Annotated in this window: 15 protein-coding genes; 12 read left to right on the top strand and 3 right to left on the bottom strand. The window is 53.5% G+C overall.

All coding sequences use genetic code 11. The features are described 5' to 3' along the window. Genes rfaF through E0L16_RS14730 form a run of 5 tightly spaced genes read left to right on the top strand, consistent with a single transcriptional unit; the run spans position 1 to position 5,251 of the window. Entirely contained in the window at positions 1–1,047 is a 1,047-nt protein-coding gene (gene rfaF, locus E0L16_RS14750; protein ID WP_112792063.1) for an ADP-heptose--LPS heptosyltransferase RfaF, read from the top strand. A gap of 3 nt (positions 1,048–1,050) precedes the next feature. Continuing rightward, a complete protein-coding gene (gene rfaC, locus E0L16_RS14745; protein WP_131637242.1) occupies positions 1,051–2,034 on the top strand; it encodes a lipopolysaccharide heptosyltransferase RfaC in 984 nt (327 codons plus the stop codon). 3 nt (positions 2,035–2,037) lie between these two features. Then, positions 2,038–3,147: a glycosyltransferase family 9 protein gene (locus E0L16_RS14740; RefSeq protein ID WP_131637241.1), complete on the top strand. Its 1,110-nt coding sequence runs from the start codon at positions 2,038–2,040 to the stop codon at positions 3,145–3,147. Positions 3,148–3,152: 5 nt separating this feature from the next. Then, positions 3,153–4,052, top strand: a complete 900-nt coding sequence (locus E0L16_RS14735; protein WP_131637240.1) for a glycosyltransferase family 2 protein — start codon at positions 3,153–3,155, stop codon at positions 4,050–4,052. After that, entirely contained in the window at positions 4,040–5,251 is a 1,212-nt protein-coding gene (locus E0L16_RS14730) for an O-antigen ligase family protein (protein WP_131637239.1), read from the top strand. The genes E0L16_RS14735 and E0L16_RS14730 overlap by 13 nt, the downstream gene beginning before the upstream one ends. A 23-nt stretch (positions 5,252–5,274) precedes the next feature. Here E0L16_RS14730 and E0L16_RS14725 read toward each other — a convergent pair whose 3' ends face one another. Beyond that, positions 5,275–6,231 carry a polysaccharide deacetylase family protein gene (locus tag E0L16_RS14725; RefSeq protein ID WP_131637238.1) on the bottom strand — a complete coding sequence of 319 codons (957 nt, stop codon included), beginning with the start codon at positions 6,229–6,231 and terminating at the stop codon, positions 5,275–5,277. 150 nt (positions 6,232–6,381) lie between these two features. On the opposite strand from E0L16_RS14725, the gene rfaQ reads away from it, so the two are divergent. The 7 genes from rfaQ (at position 6,382) to coaD (ending at position 13,274) form a co-directional block, all read left to right on the top strand. Next, positions 6,382–7,452 (top strand): putative lipopolysaccharide heptosyltransferase III, encoded by a 1,071-nt coding sequence (gene rfaQ / locus E0L16_RS14720; RefSeq protein ID WP_131637237.1) that lies wholly within the window; start codon positions 6,382–6,384, stop codon positions 7,450–7,452. Beyond that, positions 7,449–8,576 (top strand): glycosyltransferase family 4 protein, encoded by a 1,128-nt coding sequence (locus E0L16_RS14715; protein WP_131637236.1) that lies wholly within the window; start codon positions 7,449–7,451, stop codon positions 8,574–8,576. The genes rfaQ and E0L16_RS14715 overlap by 4 nt, the downstream gene beginning before the upstream one ends. A gap of 2 nt (positions 8,577–8,578) precedes the next feature. After that, entirely contained in the window at positions 8,579–9,679 is a 1,101-nt protein-coding gene (locus E0L16_RS14710) for a glycosyltransferase (protein ID WP_064910019.1), read from the top strand. An 11-nt stretch (positions 9,680–9,690) separates the two neighbouring features. Continuing rightward, entirely contained in the window at positions 9,691–10,680 is a 990-nt protein-coding gene (locus tag E0L16_RS14705) for a glycosyltransferase (RefSeq protein WP_063452138.1), read from the top strand. A 66-nt stretch (positions 10,681–10,746) separates the two neighbouring features. Next, positions 10,747–12,021 (top strand): lipid IV(A) 3-deoxy-D-manno-octulosonic acid transferase, encoded by a 1,275-nt coding sequence (gene waaA / locus E0L16_RS14700; RefSeq protein ID WP_003860874.1) that lies wholly within the window; start codon positions 10,747–10,749, stop codon positions 12,019–12,021. Further along, a complete protein-coding gene (locus E0L16_RS14695; RefSeq protein WP_131637235.1) occupies positions 12,021–12,791 on the top strand; it encodes a glycosyltransferase family 2 protein in 771 nt (256 codons plus the stop codon). Before waaA ends, E0L16_RS14695 begins: the two co-directional genes overlap by 1 nt. A 3-nt stretch (positions 12,792–12,794) precedes the next feature. Further along, positions 12,795–13,274 (top strand): pantetheine-phosphate adenylyltransferase, encoded by a 480-nt coding sequence (coaD, locus tag E0L16_RS14690; RefSeq protein WP_131637234.1) that lies wholly within the window; start codon positions 12,795–12,797, stop codon positions 13,272–13,274. A 2-nt stretch (positions 13,275–13,276) separates the two neighbouring features. Here coaD and mutM read toward each other — a convergent pair whose 3' ends face one another. Continuing rightward, on the bottom strand, positions 13,277–14,086 hold the full coding sequence (gene mutM / locus E0L16_RS14685) for a bifunctional DNA-formamidopyrimidine glycosylase/DNA-(apurinic or apyrimidinic site) lyase (protein WP_131637233.1): 810 nt from the start codon (positions 14,084–14,086) through the stop codon (positions 13,277–13,279). A gap of 72 nt (positions 14,087–14,158) precedes the next feature. Further along, positions 14,159–14,326: a 50S ribosomal protein L33 gene (gene rpmG, locus E0L16_RS14680; protein WP_003024094.1), complete on the bottom strand. Its 168-nt coding sequence runs from the start codon at positions 14,324–14,326 to the stop codon at positions 14,159–14,161. Positions 14,327–14,336: the final 10 nt, after the last annotated feature.

The following is a 14,336-nucleotide window of genomic DNA, read 5'->3' as shown; positions in this document are numbered from 1 at the left end:
ATGAAGATTCTGGTGATCGGCCCGTCATGGGTGGGCGACATGATGATGTCGCAAAGTCTCTATCGCACGCTCAAGGCGCGTTATCCCCAGGCGATAATCGACGTGATGGCACCCGCATGGTGCCGTCCGCTGTTATCGCGCATGCCGGAAGTGAACGAGGCGATCCCGATGCCGCTCGGCCACGGGGCGCTGGAAATCGGCGAACGCCGCAAGCTCGGCCATAGCCTGCGTGAGAAGCGCTACGATCGCGCATACGTGCTGCCTAACTCCTTCAAATCTGCCCTTGTGCCCTTCTTTGCGGGCATCCCGCACCGTACCGGCTGGCGCGGCGAAATGCGCTACGGCCTGCTGAACGATGCCCGGGTGCTGGATAAAGAAGCCTGGCCGCTGATGGTGGAGCGCTACGTGGCGCTGGCCTACGACAAAGGCGTCATGCGCAGCGCGAAAGATCTGCCGCAGCCGCTATTGTGGCCGCAGCTTCAGGTTAACGACGGGGAGAAATCCCACACCTGCAATGCATTTGGCATTTCATCCGAACGCCCGATGATTGGCTTCTGTCCCGGCGCGGAGTTCGGTCCGGCAAAACGCTGGCCGCACTACCACTACGCCGAACTGGCGAAACAGCTGATCGACGAGGGCTATCAGATTGTGCTCTTTGGCTCGGCGAAAGATCACGAGGCGGGCAATGAAATCCTCGCCACGCTCAGCACCGAGCAACAGGCCTGGTGCCGCAACCTGGCTGGAGAAACGCAGCTTGAGCAGGCGGTTATCCTGATTGCCGCCTGTAAGGCCGTGGTCAGCAATGACTCTGGCCTGATGCACGTCGCCGCCGCGCTGGATCGTCCGCTGGTCGCGCTGTATGGCCCGAGCAGCCCAGACTTCACGCCGCCGCTGTCGCACAAGGCGCGCGTTATTCGTCTCATTACCGGCTATCACAAAGTCCGCAAAGGCGATGCGGCAGAAGGTTACCATCAGAGCCTGATCGACATTACGCCGCAGCGCGTTCTCGAAGAACTCAACGAACTGCTGTTGAGCGAAGAAGGATAACGGATGCGGGTATTGATCGTTAAAACCTCTTCAATGGGTGATGTTCTGCATACGCTGCCGTCGCTGACGGACGCGATGCGGGCCATTCCCGGCATCCGTTTTGACTGGGTGGTGGAAGAAGGCTTCGCGCAAATCCCCACCTGGCATGAAGCCGTTGACCGCGTGATCCCGGTGGCCATTCGCCGCTGGCGCAAAGCGTGGTTCTCCGCACCGATTAGAGCCGAACGTAAAGCCTTTCGCGAAGCGGTACAGGCGCAGCGTTACAACGCCATCATTGACGCGCAGGGGCTGGTCAAAAGCGCGGCGCTGGTCACGCGTCTGGCGCACGGCGTAAAGCACGGTATGGACTGGCACACCGCCCGCGAACCGCTGGCGAGCCTGTTCTATAATCGTCGCCACCATATTGCGAAGCAGCAACACGCCGTGGAACGCACCCGCGAGCTGTTCGCAAAGAGTCTCGGCTATGCAAAACCCGACGTCCAGGGTGACTACGCCATCGCACAGCATTTTCTGCGCGAAACGGAGAAGGATAGCGAGCCGTATCTGGTCTTCCTGCATGCCACAACGCGCGACGACAAGCACTGGCCGGAAACGCACTGGCGAAGACTGATTGAACTAATGCAACCTTGCGGTATCCATATTAAACTCCCGTGGGGCGCTGAACATGAGCGGCAGCGCGCGGAGCGTCTGGCAGCAGGCTTTTCCCACGTCGAGGTGTTACCCAAACTCACGCTGGCGCAAGTTGCCGCACAGCTGGCGGGCGCTAACGCCGTCGTTTCTGTGGATACAGGGTTAAGCCATTTAACCGCCGCACTGGATCGTCCTAATATCACGATTTTCGGCCCGACCGATCCGGGGTTGATCGGGGGTTACGGTAAAAACCAGCATCAGATGGTCAGCCCTACGCAACAAACGAAGGATATTAGCGCAGATGCTATTTTTTCATTTTTACAGGGCAGCCATCGGCTTTCCAACAGGGATATTTAACCCATGAGTTATGTATTTCTGCTGATTTTACTCTTTCCGGTGAAGCTCCTCCGGAAGCTGTTTCGGAAAGACACGGGCAAAAACCTTGTCATTCAGACAGCCAAAATCGGTGACTTTATTAATGCGACACCTCTTCTGGCACATCTGCAAAAAAGCGATGTGTTGGTCAGTCGCAGCGTTGGCGCGCTGGCGAAGCATGATGAGACTATCGAGCAGATCTATTTTATTGAGCAGCATAAGCGCAGCCTGTGGCGCAAGCTCTGCTTCGCTTGCAGGATCATGAACCGCTATGACAACGTCTACCTGCTACAGCCCAACAGCGTAAACCTCTTTTTTGCCGCCGTCTGCAATGCAAAAAACAAACAATTTCTAAGCATTTACACACGCAGGTGGTATCACGGGATTTTCTATCTCGCGGCCGACGGTACCGTTGAGCACGGCAAAAAAACGCTTTCGGTGACGAACTACCTGAAACTGGCCGACCGCTCGCTTACCTGGCAAGACTCTCCCAAGCACGCCACAAAGCCGCTCTTCAAACCGACGACTTACCCGGCCATTCTTGATAAACCAGACGTTATCCGCATCGGCATCAGCATTGCGGCGGGTAATAAAGCCAAAACGGTGCCGCCTGCTATCTGGAAGCGGATTGTGGATCGTCTCGCCGATTTACCCTGCGAGTTTTATGTCTTCGGCGCACCAAACGAACAGTCGTGGATGGACGATATCACCCGCCTTTACGGTGACATCCCGAATTTTATCAATCTGATTGGCAAAATTTCGCTCGAAGAGCTTCCCTGTGCCATTTCTAAAATGGACTGCTACATCGCGTCTGATTCGGGCAATGTCTACATTGCAGACGCTGTCGGCGTGCCGGTGGTTCTGCTGTTTGGGCCTTGCTGTCACTATGAACAGCGTCCGCTTGGCAACGTGATGCTGATTGGTAATGACGACAACATTTGCTCTTATGTCTTTGAAACACGTTATTATTTCCCTCAGGAGAGGGAAGAGCTTTTCGCGGTGACTGAACCCGCTTTAGACGAACTCCAGCAGTTTATTCGACGCTTGCCGAAAGCCCGCTCACTGGATCGCGCTACCGACGCTCAAGGACACTAATTTTTATGGCTTTTTTAAGCGTCATCATTGCTGCGCATAACGCTGAAGATACGCTGCCCGCCACGCTTTCGAGCCTGCTGGCAGCAACCGACCAAGACACAGAAATCATTATTTTTAACGACAGTTCTGAGGATGCCACGCAGGCAATAATTGACGAGTGGTCGCCTAAATTTCCGCAAGTCATAACCCGGACCGTGAACTTTCGTAACGTAGGCCAGGTCCGAAACAGTGCCGTCGCGCTGGCATCGGGAGAGTACATTACGATGCTCGACAGTGACGATTGCTTAAAGCCGGGTAGCCTGAGAGACGCAATCACCTTCCTGAAAGCACAGCGCCCGGACATGCTGCTGACGCGTTTGCTTGAGATTCGCGATCCCCGGAAAATAAGCGCAGAGTGGCGGGGATTTAACCCTATTTCCCTGTCACAGCATGAAGCAATCTCGCGTTTCTTACGCCACAAAGATTTTCAGGCGCATCTCATCGGTCAGTTTGTTCATCGTAAGCTGTATGAAAACAATCCGATTCCCTCTCTGCAATGCTATGAGGATTTCGCTGTTTTTCCCGGCATGCTAATGCAGTCGAGTAAAATAGCTTATCAGCGCCAGGGCCACTATTATTATATTAAACGCAGCGACAGTTTATCGAGCGTTCTGGATGCCAGCAAAATATCTACGCTGGTCGAGTGTACGCTACAGATGGAAAACACATTTCCATCCTCCTACAGGCATCTCGTCAATTGCCACTGGTTTGATATCTACAGCAATCATAGGACATATCTCTCAGACCAACACCTGGCGCTCGTTACGCAACGCGTAAAATCCATGTATACATTGTCGTTTTTCCTTTCCACCGATGTTCGTTTTAGCTACAAAAAAAGGGTTATTGAGGCGTTATGGAAAAAATAAGACCACGACTGTATCAGCTGACACTCATTTTGAGCCTCATCTCTTTGATGTTGGCATTGGTTAGTTCAGGAAAACAGAGAGAGTTTTTCTATATTGCTATTTATGTCAGCATTATCGGTCTGGCGTTCGAATATAAAAAAATCACGCTGCGTCCCTTTACCATAGCGCTGCCGATTTTATTGATTGGATTACTGAACCTTAGCTGGTATCTCATCTATGAGTACCATAATCAGGGGATGAATCTTTACAGCGATTATCTCGATTCAAGTAAAAAATTAATCCTGGCGAGCGTCCTGATATTCTATATTGACCGTTTTAAATCCTATCTCGATAAAGAGACCTTTAAAAAATATTTCCTTTACGCCTCAGCTGCGGGGTTTGTACTCGCAACGGGATATGGCCTGTGGCAGGCAACGCAAGGGATGGCTCGCGTCGAGATGGCGATTAACCGAGCCACCGTTTCAGCTTATGTGTATTCCGTGTTATCGCTGGCATTCGTATACAGTCTTTACCTACAGAAGAACGTGACGCTTTACGTTGTTGCTGGTTTAACCATTTTACTTTCTTACTTCGTCATACTGCTCACGGGCACGCGCGCTGCAATGGGGCTTTATCTGCTCCTGGCGATAGTGCTGACGCTCTATCACTTCAGGCGTATTCACCTTAAATCCACCCTCATCTTTTTATGTATTGTGGCTGGTATTATCATCGTTAGCTACAAGCCGTTAATATCGCCTAAAATATCGCAAACACAGCTTGAATATCAGAGATATCAACAGGGTATTGACCGCACGTCACTCGGCGCTCGTTTTTCCATGTGGACGGTAGGTATTCAGAATGGACTTGCCCATCCGTTAGGGCAATCACTGGAGGAGCGTGAAGCATGGACGCGGCAGTATATTAAAGACGGACATCCACACCTTGGCAGCGCGCTCGAATACATCAAAGTCCACCTGCACAACGAATTCATTGAGAAGTTCTCTTTGCAGGGGATCCCCGGCGTGGCGGTAATGCTCTTTTTCTTTGTTTCGATGATTGCGTATGCCCTGCGAAACAGAAATGCGCTGCTGCTCACGTCGATGCTTCTTTTGCTTTTGTATGGACTGACGGATGTCATACTGCTCAGCTCAGAAGCCCTCATCTTCTTTATGATTATCTTTGCGTTGAGTACACCTTTCTCGCAAACAAAGCAGCAATAGCAAATATGCCCGCCTGGCGGGCATTATGCTTTTTTGTACTGGTAAAACTCCGCCAGCGTCATTCCCACCGTTTTATCTGATAACCAGGTAAAGAGCTGCTCCAAATCCTGATATAAACCTTCAATCGCCGCCTCATCTTTAAACGTCGGGCTGCCGCCAGGCATAAATTCCGACGAATGAAGCATAAACTCCACGTAGTCATTCCCCTGAGACAGACACTGCTGCGCAACCTTAATCATCTCCGCCGCGTTCCCGCCGGACGGGCGTAACCAGTTAACTGACGGAGAACGGTATTTACCGCGAAGACGATCATAACCCTGCTTCAGGGAATTCAGCCATGCCGGGTGTTTATACTGGATGCTCATCGGCACTTCGAGTAACGGGCTGTTTCCAGGACGGGAAATATCGTCTGCGTCCAGAAAGTAAGCGCGATCGGGAAAATGCTGGTAATTCGTTCCGCCATTACCCTGCGGAGCGCCTTTCGCGTTGCGCCAGTTCACGCGCGGCGTGACGGAACAATCTACCTGATATCCCAGTTCAATCAGCAGCCTGGCGTAACGGCTGTCAAATGCCCAGCGCCCGGCGCGATGGCTGAGCATTTTTGTCTGGAAGGTCTCTTCCAGTAAGCGGGTCATAAATACCACTTTCTCACGCATCACCTCGTCTGAAAACTCAATCAGATAAGGCTGCCAGCGCCAGTCATCACCGGTAAGATCGTGCTCCGGAGGGCTGTTCCAGGCATGGAGATGCATCCCCACCTCACCCTGGCCGCGGGCTATGACCTCTTTAGCGAACGCAATAAATACCGGCTCGACTGCCATCTCGTAGTTGGTCAGCCAGACGGGCTTAAAGCCGAAACGTTCACAAAGCGCCTGAAACCGCGCCAGGTAGCGCGCGTTTTCCGTTTTGATCACCCGGTGGTTCTGCCAGAGATTATCCCCTTCGGTATCGATCGTGATGATAAACGCTGGTTTTTTCATAATGAGCCCGCAAGACAAAATAGTTAGCGCTATGTTACGCACGCCCGAAAGCAGGAGTAAACCCTTCCAGGGAAATTCCCGACATTATGGAGAAAGAGTGCAAGTCGTTACCAGGTCTATTAGAATTGCCAATAGTACAACGCCGATAAGATGATGATGAATAACTTACCTGACACGCCTGATTTGCGCATTTTACTGATCAAACTTCGCCATCATGGTGACATGTTACTCACTACCCCCGTCATCAATTCATTACGCCAAAAATGGCCTGAAGCCCAAATCGACGTGCTTCTCTATGAAGAGACGCGAGACATGCTCGCCGCGCATCCGGCAATCGGTACGATCTACGGTATCGATCGTAAATGGAAGCAGCTGGGGATGCTAAAGCACCTGCAAAAAGAGTGGCAGCTGCTTCGTGCGTTGCGCGCTCAACATTATCACCTGGTGATTAATCTGGCCGATCAGTGGCGCAGCGCGATTGTCACCCGCTTCACCGGCGCACCGGTTCGGCTCGGGTTTGCCTTTAACAAGCGCAATAATGCATTCTGGCGTTTTTGTCACAGTGAACTGGTTTCTGTGGCCAGCCATCAGTCGCTGCATACCGTTGAACAAAATCTCTCCATACTGTCAGCGCTGCCGGTAGCGTCCAACCCTACCGTCACCATGGCTTACAGCGCGGATGACTGGCACCATGCTCAGCAAAAGCTGACGCAAAAGGGCGTGGGAGAAGGGTTCATCGTTATTCAACCCACTTCACGCTGGTTCTTTAAGTGCTGGGACGAAGGCAAAATGGCGCAAACTATCGCCGCGTTGCAGCAGGACGGCCATACCATCGTTCTTACCGCAGGTCCGGATAAAAAAGAGCTGGCGATGATCGATCGCATTCTTGCCGCCTCCCCGCAAACGGGTGTTGTTTCGCTGGCAGGGCAGTTAACCCTGCGCCAGCTGGCCGCGCTTATCGATCATGCGAACCTGTTCATCGGCGTTGACTCCGTACCCATGCACATGGCCGCCGCCCTTCAGACGCCCTGCGTGGCGCTGTTTGGCCCGTCAAAATTGACGTTCTGGTCGCCATGGCAGGTTAACGGCGAGGTCATCTGGGCAGGTAACTACGGCCCGCTTCCCAACCCTGACGCCATTGATACAAAAACGACGGAACGTTATCTCGACGCCATACCCGTTGATGCCGTCGTCTCCGCCGCAAGGAGATACCTGCAATGAAGCTTCATCGTCTGGCCATCGTGCGCCAAAAATATCGTCCGGATGGGGGAGCGGAACGTTTTGTCTCCAGGGCACTCACCGCGCTGAGTAATCAAAATCTTGAGCTCAACGTCATCACTCGCGAGTGGCAGGGCGAAAAGCAGGACGACTGGCACATTCATATTTGCGATCCACGGAAATGGGGCCGCATCAGCCGTGAACGCGGCTTCGCACATGCCGCGCGCGCGCTTTGGCAGCAACAGCAGTTTGATATTGTGCAGAGCCACGAACGCATTCCGGGCTGTGATATTTACCGCGCCGGAGATGGCGTGCATCGACGCTGGCTGCTACAGCGGTCGCGTATTCTCCCCGCCTGGCGCGCAAAGCTGCTTATGCACGATCGCTATCACCGCTACGTAATGCACGCAGAGCGTGAAATGTATCAGGCGCCCGAGCTGAAAGCCGTTATCTGTAATGCGGAGATGATCAAACGCGAAATCGTCGAAGACTTTGATATTGACGCAAAAAAGATACATGTGATTTATAATTCAATAGATTCCAGCCGCTTCGTTCCGGCAGAAGAGCGCCAGCGTGCTGTACTGCGTAAGCAATTTGGCTTACCCGCTGATGCCGTCATTTTCTGCTTCGTGGGTTCGGGGTTTGAACGCAAGGGTCTGGCAAGCGCTATTCAGGCGATAGCAGGAACATCGGCGTGGCTGATTGTGGTCGGTCAGGATAAAGCGGAAAGCCGCTATCGCGACCTCGCCCGTTCATTAGGCTATGAGGGGCAAATCCGTTTCCTGGGGATGCAAAAAGAGACGCTGCCATTTTATCAGCTTTCTGATGGTTTACTGCTGCCGACGCTGTATGATCCTTTTCCTAACGTCATACTTGAAGCAATGGCCTGCGGACTGCCCGTCATTACGTCAGAGAGTTGCGGTGGATCAGAATTTATTGCGCAAGGCCAGAACGGGTTTTACTGTGATGCACTTGATATCCGCACATTGAAGGAGGCCGTCGTGTCCATTCCTTCACTGGCAAAAAATAACAATATGGGGCTGGCGGCGCGTGAACGCGTCAGAGAAGCAACCCCTGAAAAACTGTCAAGTCAGCTTATTTCGCTTTATCAAAAATTACTGGATTAATAATGCGCATCCTAATGATTATTGATGGTTTACCCGGTGGAGGAGCTGAAAAAACGGTTCTCACCCTCTCCAGCGGACTGACAGAACTGGGGCATCAGGTTACCCTTTTCTCCTTACGGAAGGTGTGCGACTACGCCATTCCGGAAGGCATCGATTTTCAGGTTGTGCAGGATACCTGTAAAAAACCCTGGCGGAAGCTGACCGAGATCCCGCGTCGCGCCCGTTTGCTGGATCGCGCCATTGAGCAGGCAGAACGCAGCGGTAAATTTGACGTTGTCTTCTCCCATCTGCATAAAACCGACCGTATCGTGGCGCACAGCCGCGCGCTGGATCGGGATAAGGTCTGGTTCTGCGTACACGGGATGTTCTCTTTCTCCTATTTACGCCATCGCAGCGGGCTTTCCCGCTGGTTTAAGCATTATAAAATTCGCCATACCTATGAAAACCGCAACGTTGTGGCGGTATCCGGCGCCGTGCTGCACGATCTCGCTGAAGTACTCGCTATCCCCCTGCGGCGCAAAGCGGTTATCCATAACCCCTTCGATATCCCTGAAATTCAGCGTCTGGCAGAAGCGCCCTTTGAGATGCAGGGGCAGGATTACATTATCCACGTTGGCCGTTTTCATGAACACAAGCGACACGACCGGCTTCTGCGCGCGTTCGCGCTGAGCAAGATTGACGCATCGCTGGTGTTAATGGGCAAAGGCTCTGACGCCAAAATAGACCAGCTCAAACAGTTAGCCGCTGAGCTTGGAATCGAAAATAAGATTATTTTCCGCCCGTTCGAAACCAACCCCTATCCGTGGATCAAAGGGGCTCGCCTTTTAGTGTTAAGTTCCGACTGCGAAGGTTTTGGTAATGTACTGGTGGAGTCCATTATCTGTCAGACCCCACCGGTGAGTACAAACTGCCCTGGCGGCCCTGCTGAGATCCTTACTGGCCCCCTGGCGCGTGGTCTGACAGCGTTAACCGACGAATCACTGGCGAAAACACTGGCAGAACTGTATGCCTCTCCGCCGGTTGTTGATCGCGAAACGATCGCATCGTTCGGTATCAACGCCATTTGCCAGCAATACATTGCTTTGGTCGACAACCAAAAATAATCAGGTTTCATATGCAAAATTCAGCGCCTTTGTTAAGCGTGGTGGTTGCCGTTTATAACGGTGAAGCTTTTCTCGATCAGTTCTTTACCTGCCTTGTCAATCAACATATCGACAGTATGGAAGTCATCATCGTCAATGATGGCTCTACTGACCGCTCGATGCAGATTGTCGAAAAATGGCGTGAAACGCTGCCACAGATGCAGGTTATTGAACAACCTAATCAGGGCGTGTCCATCGCGCGTAATACCGGCCTGGCCGTAGCGACCGGCCAATATCTCTCTTTCCCGGATATTGATGACGTCTTTAAACCCGGCATGTACCAGCGTCTGCTGGATATGGCCGTCACGCAGAACCTGGACGTCGCCACCTGCAATGGCAACTACGTCTGGGAAAATAACAAAAAACCGTCTCGCCCTATCTTCCCTGAAGATAAGCTCGCCTCAACGGGCGTCATGAATGGCGCGGCATGGCTAAAAAAGGCGCTGGATTCACGTAAGTTCCTCCATGTGACCTGGCTGAATATCTATCGCCACGATTTTATTCGTCAGAACGGTTTCCGCTTCGAGCCTGGCCTGCGCCATCAGGATATCCCGTGGACTACCGAGGTGCTGCTTGCTGCGGAACGCGTTCAGTACACCAGCGAACGCTTTTACGACTACTACATACACTCCGCCTCGGTATCGCACACCCCGGATAATGACGACACGCTTATTCGCTCCGCGCGTCATTACATGAAGATCCTGAAGATGCTTGATGCCATTAACCAGCGTTACCCGGATAAAGTGAAAAATATCCCAGCCTGCCACTGGCAAATCGCCAAAGAGGGGCTGGGAATTATTCATACCTTCGACAACATGAAGGATGAGGCGAAGAAATCAATGATAATCAAAGAGTTCTTCGATACCGGGATCTGGAAGCTCATCTGGAAGAGTGCCAAAAGCCCGCGTTTGCGCTGGCGCCTGGGCCGCCGCTACTTCCGTTTAAAACGGTATCTGGCATAAGAGATAGCTTTAGCACGCTTAAATGCTTAGAATTTCCCGGCCGAAACTAAAAAAACGGATAATCGCTTGGAATTGTTGTATACCGCCCTGCTCTACATCATTCAGCCACTGGTATGGCTGCGACTGTTGCTCCGTAGCCGTAAAGCGCCTGCGTACCGTAAACGCTGGGCCGAACGCTATGGCTACTGCCGCAATAAAGTGGCGCCGGACGGTATTCTGCTGCATTCCGTGTCAGTCGGGGAAACGCTGGCGGCCATTCCGCTGGTGCGTGCCCTGCGCCACCGCTATCCGTCGCTGCCCATCACCGTCACCACGATGACGCCAACCGGCTCAGAGCGTGTGATGTCTGCTTTCGGTAAAGATGTGCATCACGTCTATCTGCCGTACGATCTTCCCTGCGCCATGAACCGTTTCCTCAATACCGTTCGCCCTAAACTGGTGATCGTCATGGAAACCGAACTGTGGCCGAATATGATTTCCGCCCTGCATGCCCGTAAAATCCCTTTGGTTATCGCCAACGCGCGTCTGTCAGAACGCTCGGCGAAAGGGTACGGCAAGCTGGGTAAGTTTATGCGTCGCCTGCTCAGCAAAATCACGCTGATTGCCGCGCAGAACGAAGAAGATGCCGCGCGCTTTATCGCCCTCGGGCTGAAACGCAACCAGCTTGCGGTCACGGGTAGCCTGAAGTTCGATATTTCCGTCACTCCAGAACTCGCCGCCCGTGCGGTCACGCTGCGTCGACAGTGGGCGCCGCGTCGTCAGGTCTGGATTGCCACCAGCACCCATGACGGCGAAGAAGCGATTATTCTTCAGGCTCACCGCCAGCTGCTGGAAAAATTCCCTGATTTACTGCTGATTCTGGTTCCCCGCCATCCGGAGCGTTTCAAAGATGCCCGCGAGATGGTGCAAAAAGGCGGTTTCAGCTTCACCCTGCGCAGCAGCGGGGAAATCCCCTCAGGCAGTACGCAGGTGGTGATTGGCGATACGATGGGCGAACTGATGCTGCTGTACGGCATTGCGGATCTCGCCTTTGTCGGCGGCAGCCTGGTAGAGCGCGGTGGCCATAACCCGCTGGAGCCGGCGGCCCACGCCATCCCTGTTCTGATGGGGCCGCACACGTTTAACTTCAAAGATATCTGCGCTAAATTGCAGCAAGCCGACGGCTTAATCACTGTGACCGACGCGGATTCGGTGGTCAAAGAGGTCTCTACCCTTCTGACTGACGAAGATTACCGCCTGTGGTACGGTCGTCATGCCGTTGAAGTCCTGCATCAGAACCAGGGCGCACTGACCCGTCTGCTGCAACTTCTGCAACCTTATCTGCCGCAGCGGAGCCACTGATGTCAACGCGTCTGTCGGTCGTGATGATCGCCAAAAACGCCGCCGACCTGCTTCCGGATTGCCTGGCCTCCGTTGCCTGGGCTGACGAAATCGTCATTCTCGACTCCGGAAGCACGGACAACACGGTGGACGTTGCCCGAGCTGCGGGCGCAAAAGTCTTTACCGACACCGACTGGCAGGGCTACGGCATTCAGCGCCAGCGTGCGCAGGGTTTCGCCACGGGCGATTATGTGCTGATGATCGACACCGACGAGCGCGTCACCCCGGAACTCCGGCAGGCCATTCAAACGGTGCTTGCCGCGCCGCAGCCTGGCGCGGTCTACAGTATCGCGCGCCGTAACTATTTCCTGGGCCGCTTTATGCGCCACAGCGGATGGTATCCCGACCGCGTGATGCGCCTCTATGCGCGCGAGCGTTATCAGTACAACGATAACCTTGTTCATGAGTCGCTGGCCTGCGATAACGCTCAGGTGATCCCCCTGACGGGCGATCTGCTTCATCTGACCTGCCGTGATTTCGCCAGCTTCCAGTGTAAACAGCTCAACTATGCCACCGCATGGGCGCAGGAACGCCACCAGCGCGGCAAGAAGGCCACGCTGACGGGTATCTTCACCCACACGCTGGGCGCGTTTCTGAAAACGCTGCTGCTGCGCGGCGGCGTGCTGGACGGCAAACAGGGCTGGTTACTGGCGGTGGTCAATGCCCAGTATACTTTCAACAAATACACCGAGCTGTGGGCGCTGAACCGCGGCTACTCAGAGAAAACGTGAGCCATGAGCACAAAAGCGATTTATCCGGGTACCTTCGATCCAATCACTAACGGTCATCTTGATATCATCACCCGTGCGGCGAGTATGTTCGACAAGGTGATTCTGGCCATCGCCGCCAGCCCGAGCAAAAAGCCGATGTTCGACCTGAACGAACGCGTACAGCTGGCCACCGATGCGATTTCGCATCTGTCGAATGTTGAGGTCGTCGGGTTCAGCGATTTGATGGCAAACTTTGCCCGTGCTCAGCAGGCCACTATCCTGATCCGCGGGCTTCGCGCGGTAGCAGACTTCGAATACGAGATGCAGCTGGCGCACATGAACCGCCATCTGATGCCGGAGCTGGAGAGCGTATTCCTGATGCCCTCCAAAGAGTGGTCCTTCATCTCGTCTTCGCTGGTGAAAGAGGTGGCGCGCCATCACGGGAACGTTACCCACTTCCTGCCGATTAACGTCCACCAGGCGTTGATGGAAAAGCTAAAGTAACCTTACTTCTGGCACTGACGGCAGTAGAACGTGGCCCGCTGGGCATGCTTCGTGGCAATAATCGGCGTCCCGCAGGCCCTGCATGGCTCACCCTTACGGCCATAAACCTGCAACTCCTGCGCAAAATAGCCCGGCTTCCCGTCGCTTTGCAGGAAATCCTTCAGCGTCGTCCCGCCCTGCTCAATTGAGCGCAGCAGTACCGCTTTAATCACTCTGACCAGCAGCTCGCACTCCTGTGCCGACAGCGAAGAGGCCAGCCGATCGGGATGGATCCCGGCGGCAAACAGCGATTCACTGGCATAGATATTCCCCACGCCCACCACCAGCTTATTATCCATCAGCCAGGGTTTAATCGGGGTCTTCTTCTTCGCACACTTCTCTTTGAGATAATCCGCGTTAAACGCCTCAGAGAGCGGCTCAGGCCCGAGATGCGCCAGCACGTTGTGCCCTTCCAGCTCTTTGGTCCACAGCCATGCGCCAAAGCGACGCGGGTCGGTATAACGCAGCACTTTGCCGTTGCTCATCACCAGGTCAACGTGATCGTGCTTTTCCGCAGGCAATTCTTCGGTGATGATGCGCAGACTGCCCGACATGCCCAGATGGATAATGATCCAGCCGTCAGGCAGCTCCAGCAGCAGGTATTTCGCGCGGCGCTGCACGCTCAGGACGGGTTTATCGCTTAACGCGTGGATCTCATCGGAAACCGGCCAGCGCAGACGCCCGTTGCGAACGACAGCATGAAGAATAGTCGCGCCGACCAGATGCGGCTCAATACCGCGGCGGCTGGTCTCTACCTCAGGTAATTCAGGCATGGTTCCTCCGTTGAGATGCAGAATGCAAAAAACCCCGCAGATGCGGGGTTTTTCAATACAAGGAGACTAAAATTATTTGATTTTAGCTTCTTTGTACAGTACGTGCTGGCGTACAACTGGATCGAATTTTTTCAGTTCCAGTTTTTCCGGCTTAGTACGTTTGTTCTTCGTGGTGGTGTAGAAGTGACCTGTACCAGCAGAAGAAACCAGCTTGATTTTCTCGCGAATACCTTTAGCCATGATTTATTTC

Origin of the sequence: Enterobacter quasihormaechei, assembly GCF_004331385.1 — a bacterium.
In the GTDB taxonomy this organism is placed as follows: Bacteria; Pseudomonadota; Gammaproteobacteria; order Enterobacterales; family Enterobacteriaceae; genus Enterobacter; species Enterobacter quasihormaechei.
This window is presented reverse-complemented; position numbering and strand designations above follow the sequence as displayed.

What these genes read in the sequence shown, in the direction of transcription:
- rfaF (WP_112792063.1), top strand. Translation starts at nt 1, where the DNA reads ATGAAGATTCTGGTGATCGGCCCGTCATGGGTGGGCGACATGATGATG.
- rfaC (WP_131637242.1), top strand. Translation starts at nt 1,051, where the DNA reads ATGCGGGTATTGATCGTTAAAACCTCTTCAATGGGTGATGTTCTGCAT.
- E0L16_RS14740 (WP_131637241.1), top strand. Translation starts at nt 2,038, where the DNA reads ATGAGTTATGTATTTCTGCTGATTTTACTCTTTCCGGTGAAGCTCCTC.
- E0L16_RS14735 (WP_131637240.1), top strand. Translation starts at nt 3,153, where the DNA reads ATGGCTTTTTTAAGCGTCATCATTGCTGCGCATAACGCTGAAGATACG.
- E0L16_RS14730 (WP_131637239.1), top strand. Translation starts at nt 4,040, where the DNA reads ATGGAAAAAATAAGACCACGACTGTATCAGCTGACACTCATTTTGAGC.
- E0L16_RS14725 (WP_131637238.1), bottom strand. Translation starts at nt 6,231, where the DNA reads ATGAAAAAACCAGCGTTTATCATCACGATCGATACCGAAGGGGATAAT.
- rfaQ (WP_131637237.1), top strand. Translation starts at nt 6,382, where the DNA reads ATGATGATGAATAACTTACCTGACACGCCTGATTTGCGCATTTTACTG.
- E0L16_RS14715 (WP_131637236.1), top strand. Translation starts at nt 7,449, where the DNA reads ATGAAGCTTCATCGTCTGGCCATCGTGCGCCAAAAATATCGTCCGGAT.
- E0L16_RS14710 (WP_064910019.1), top strand. Translation starts at nt 8,579, where the DNA reads ATGCGCATCCTAATGATTATTGATGGTTTACCCGGTGGAGGAGCTGAA.
- E0L16_RS14705 (WP_063452138.1), top strand. Translation starts at nt 9,691, where the DNA reads ATGCAAAATTCAGCGCCTTTGTTAAGCGTGGTGGTTGCCGTTTATAAC.
- E0L16_RS14695 (WP_131637235.1), top strand. Translation starts at nt 12,021, where the DNA reads ATGTCAACGCGTCTGTCGGTCGTGATGATCGCCAAAAACGCCGCCGAC.
- coaD (WP_131637234.1), top strand. Translation starts at nt 12,795, where the DNA reads ATGAGCACAAAAGCGATTTATCCGGGTACCTTCGATCCAATCACTAAC.
- mutM (WP_131637233.1), bottom strand. Translation starts at nt 14,086, where the DNA reads ATGCCTGAATTACCTGAGGTAGAGACCAGCCGCCGCGGTATTGAGCCG.
- rpmG (WP_003024094.1), bottom strand. Translation starts at nt 14,326, where the DNA reads ATGGCTAAAGGTATTCGCGAGAAAATCAAGCTGGTTTCTTCTGCTGGT.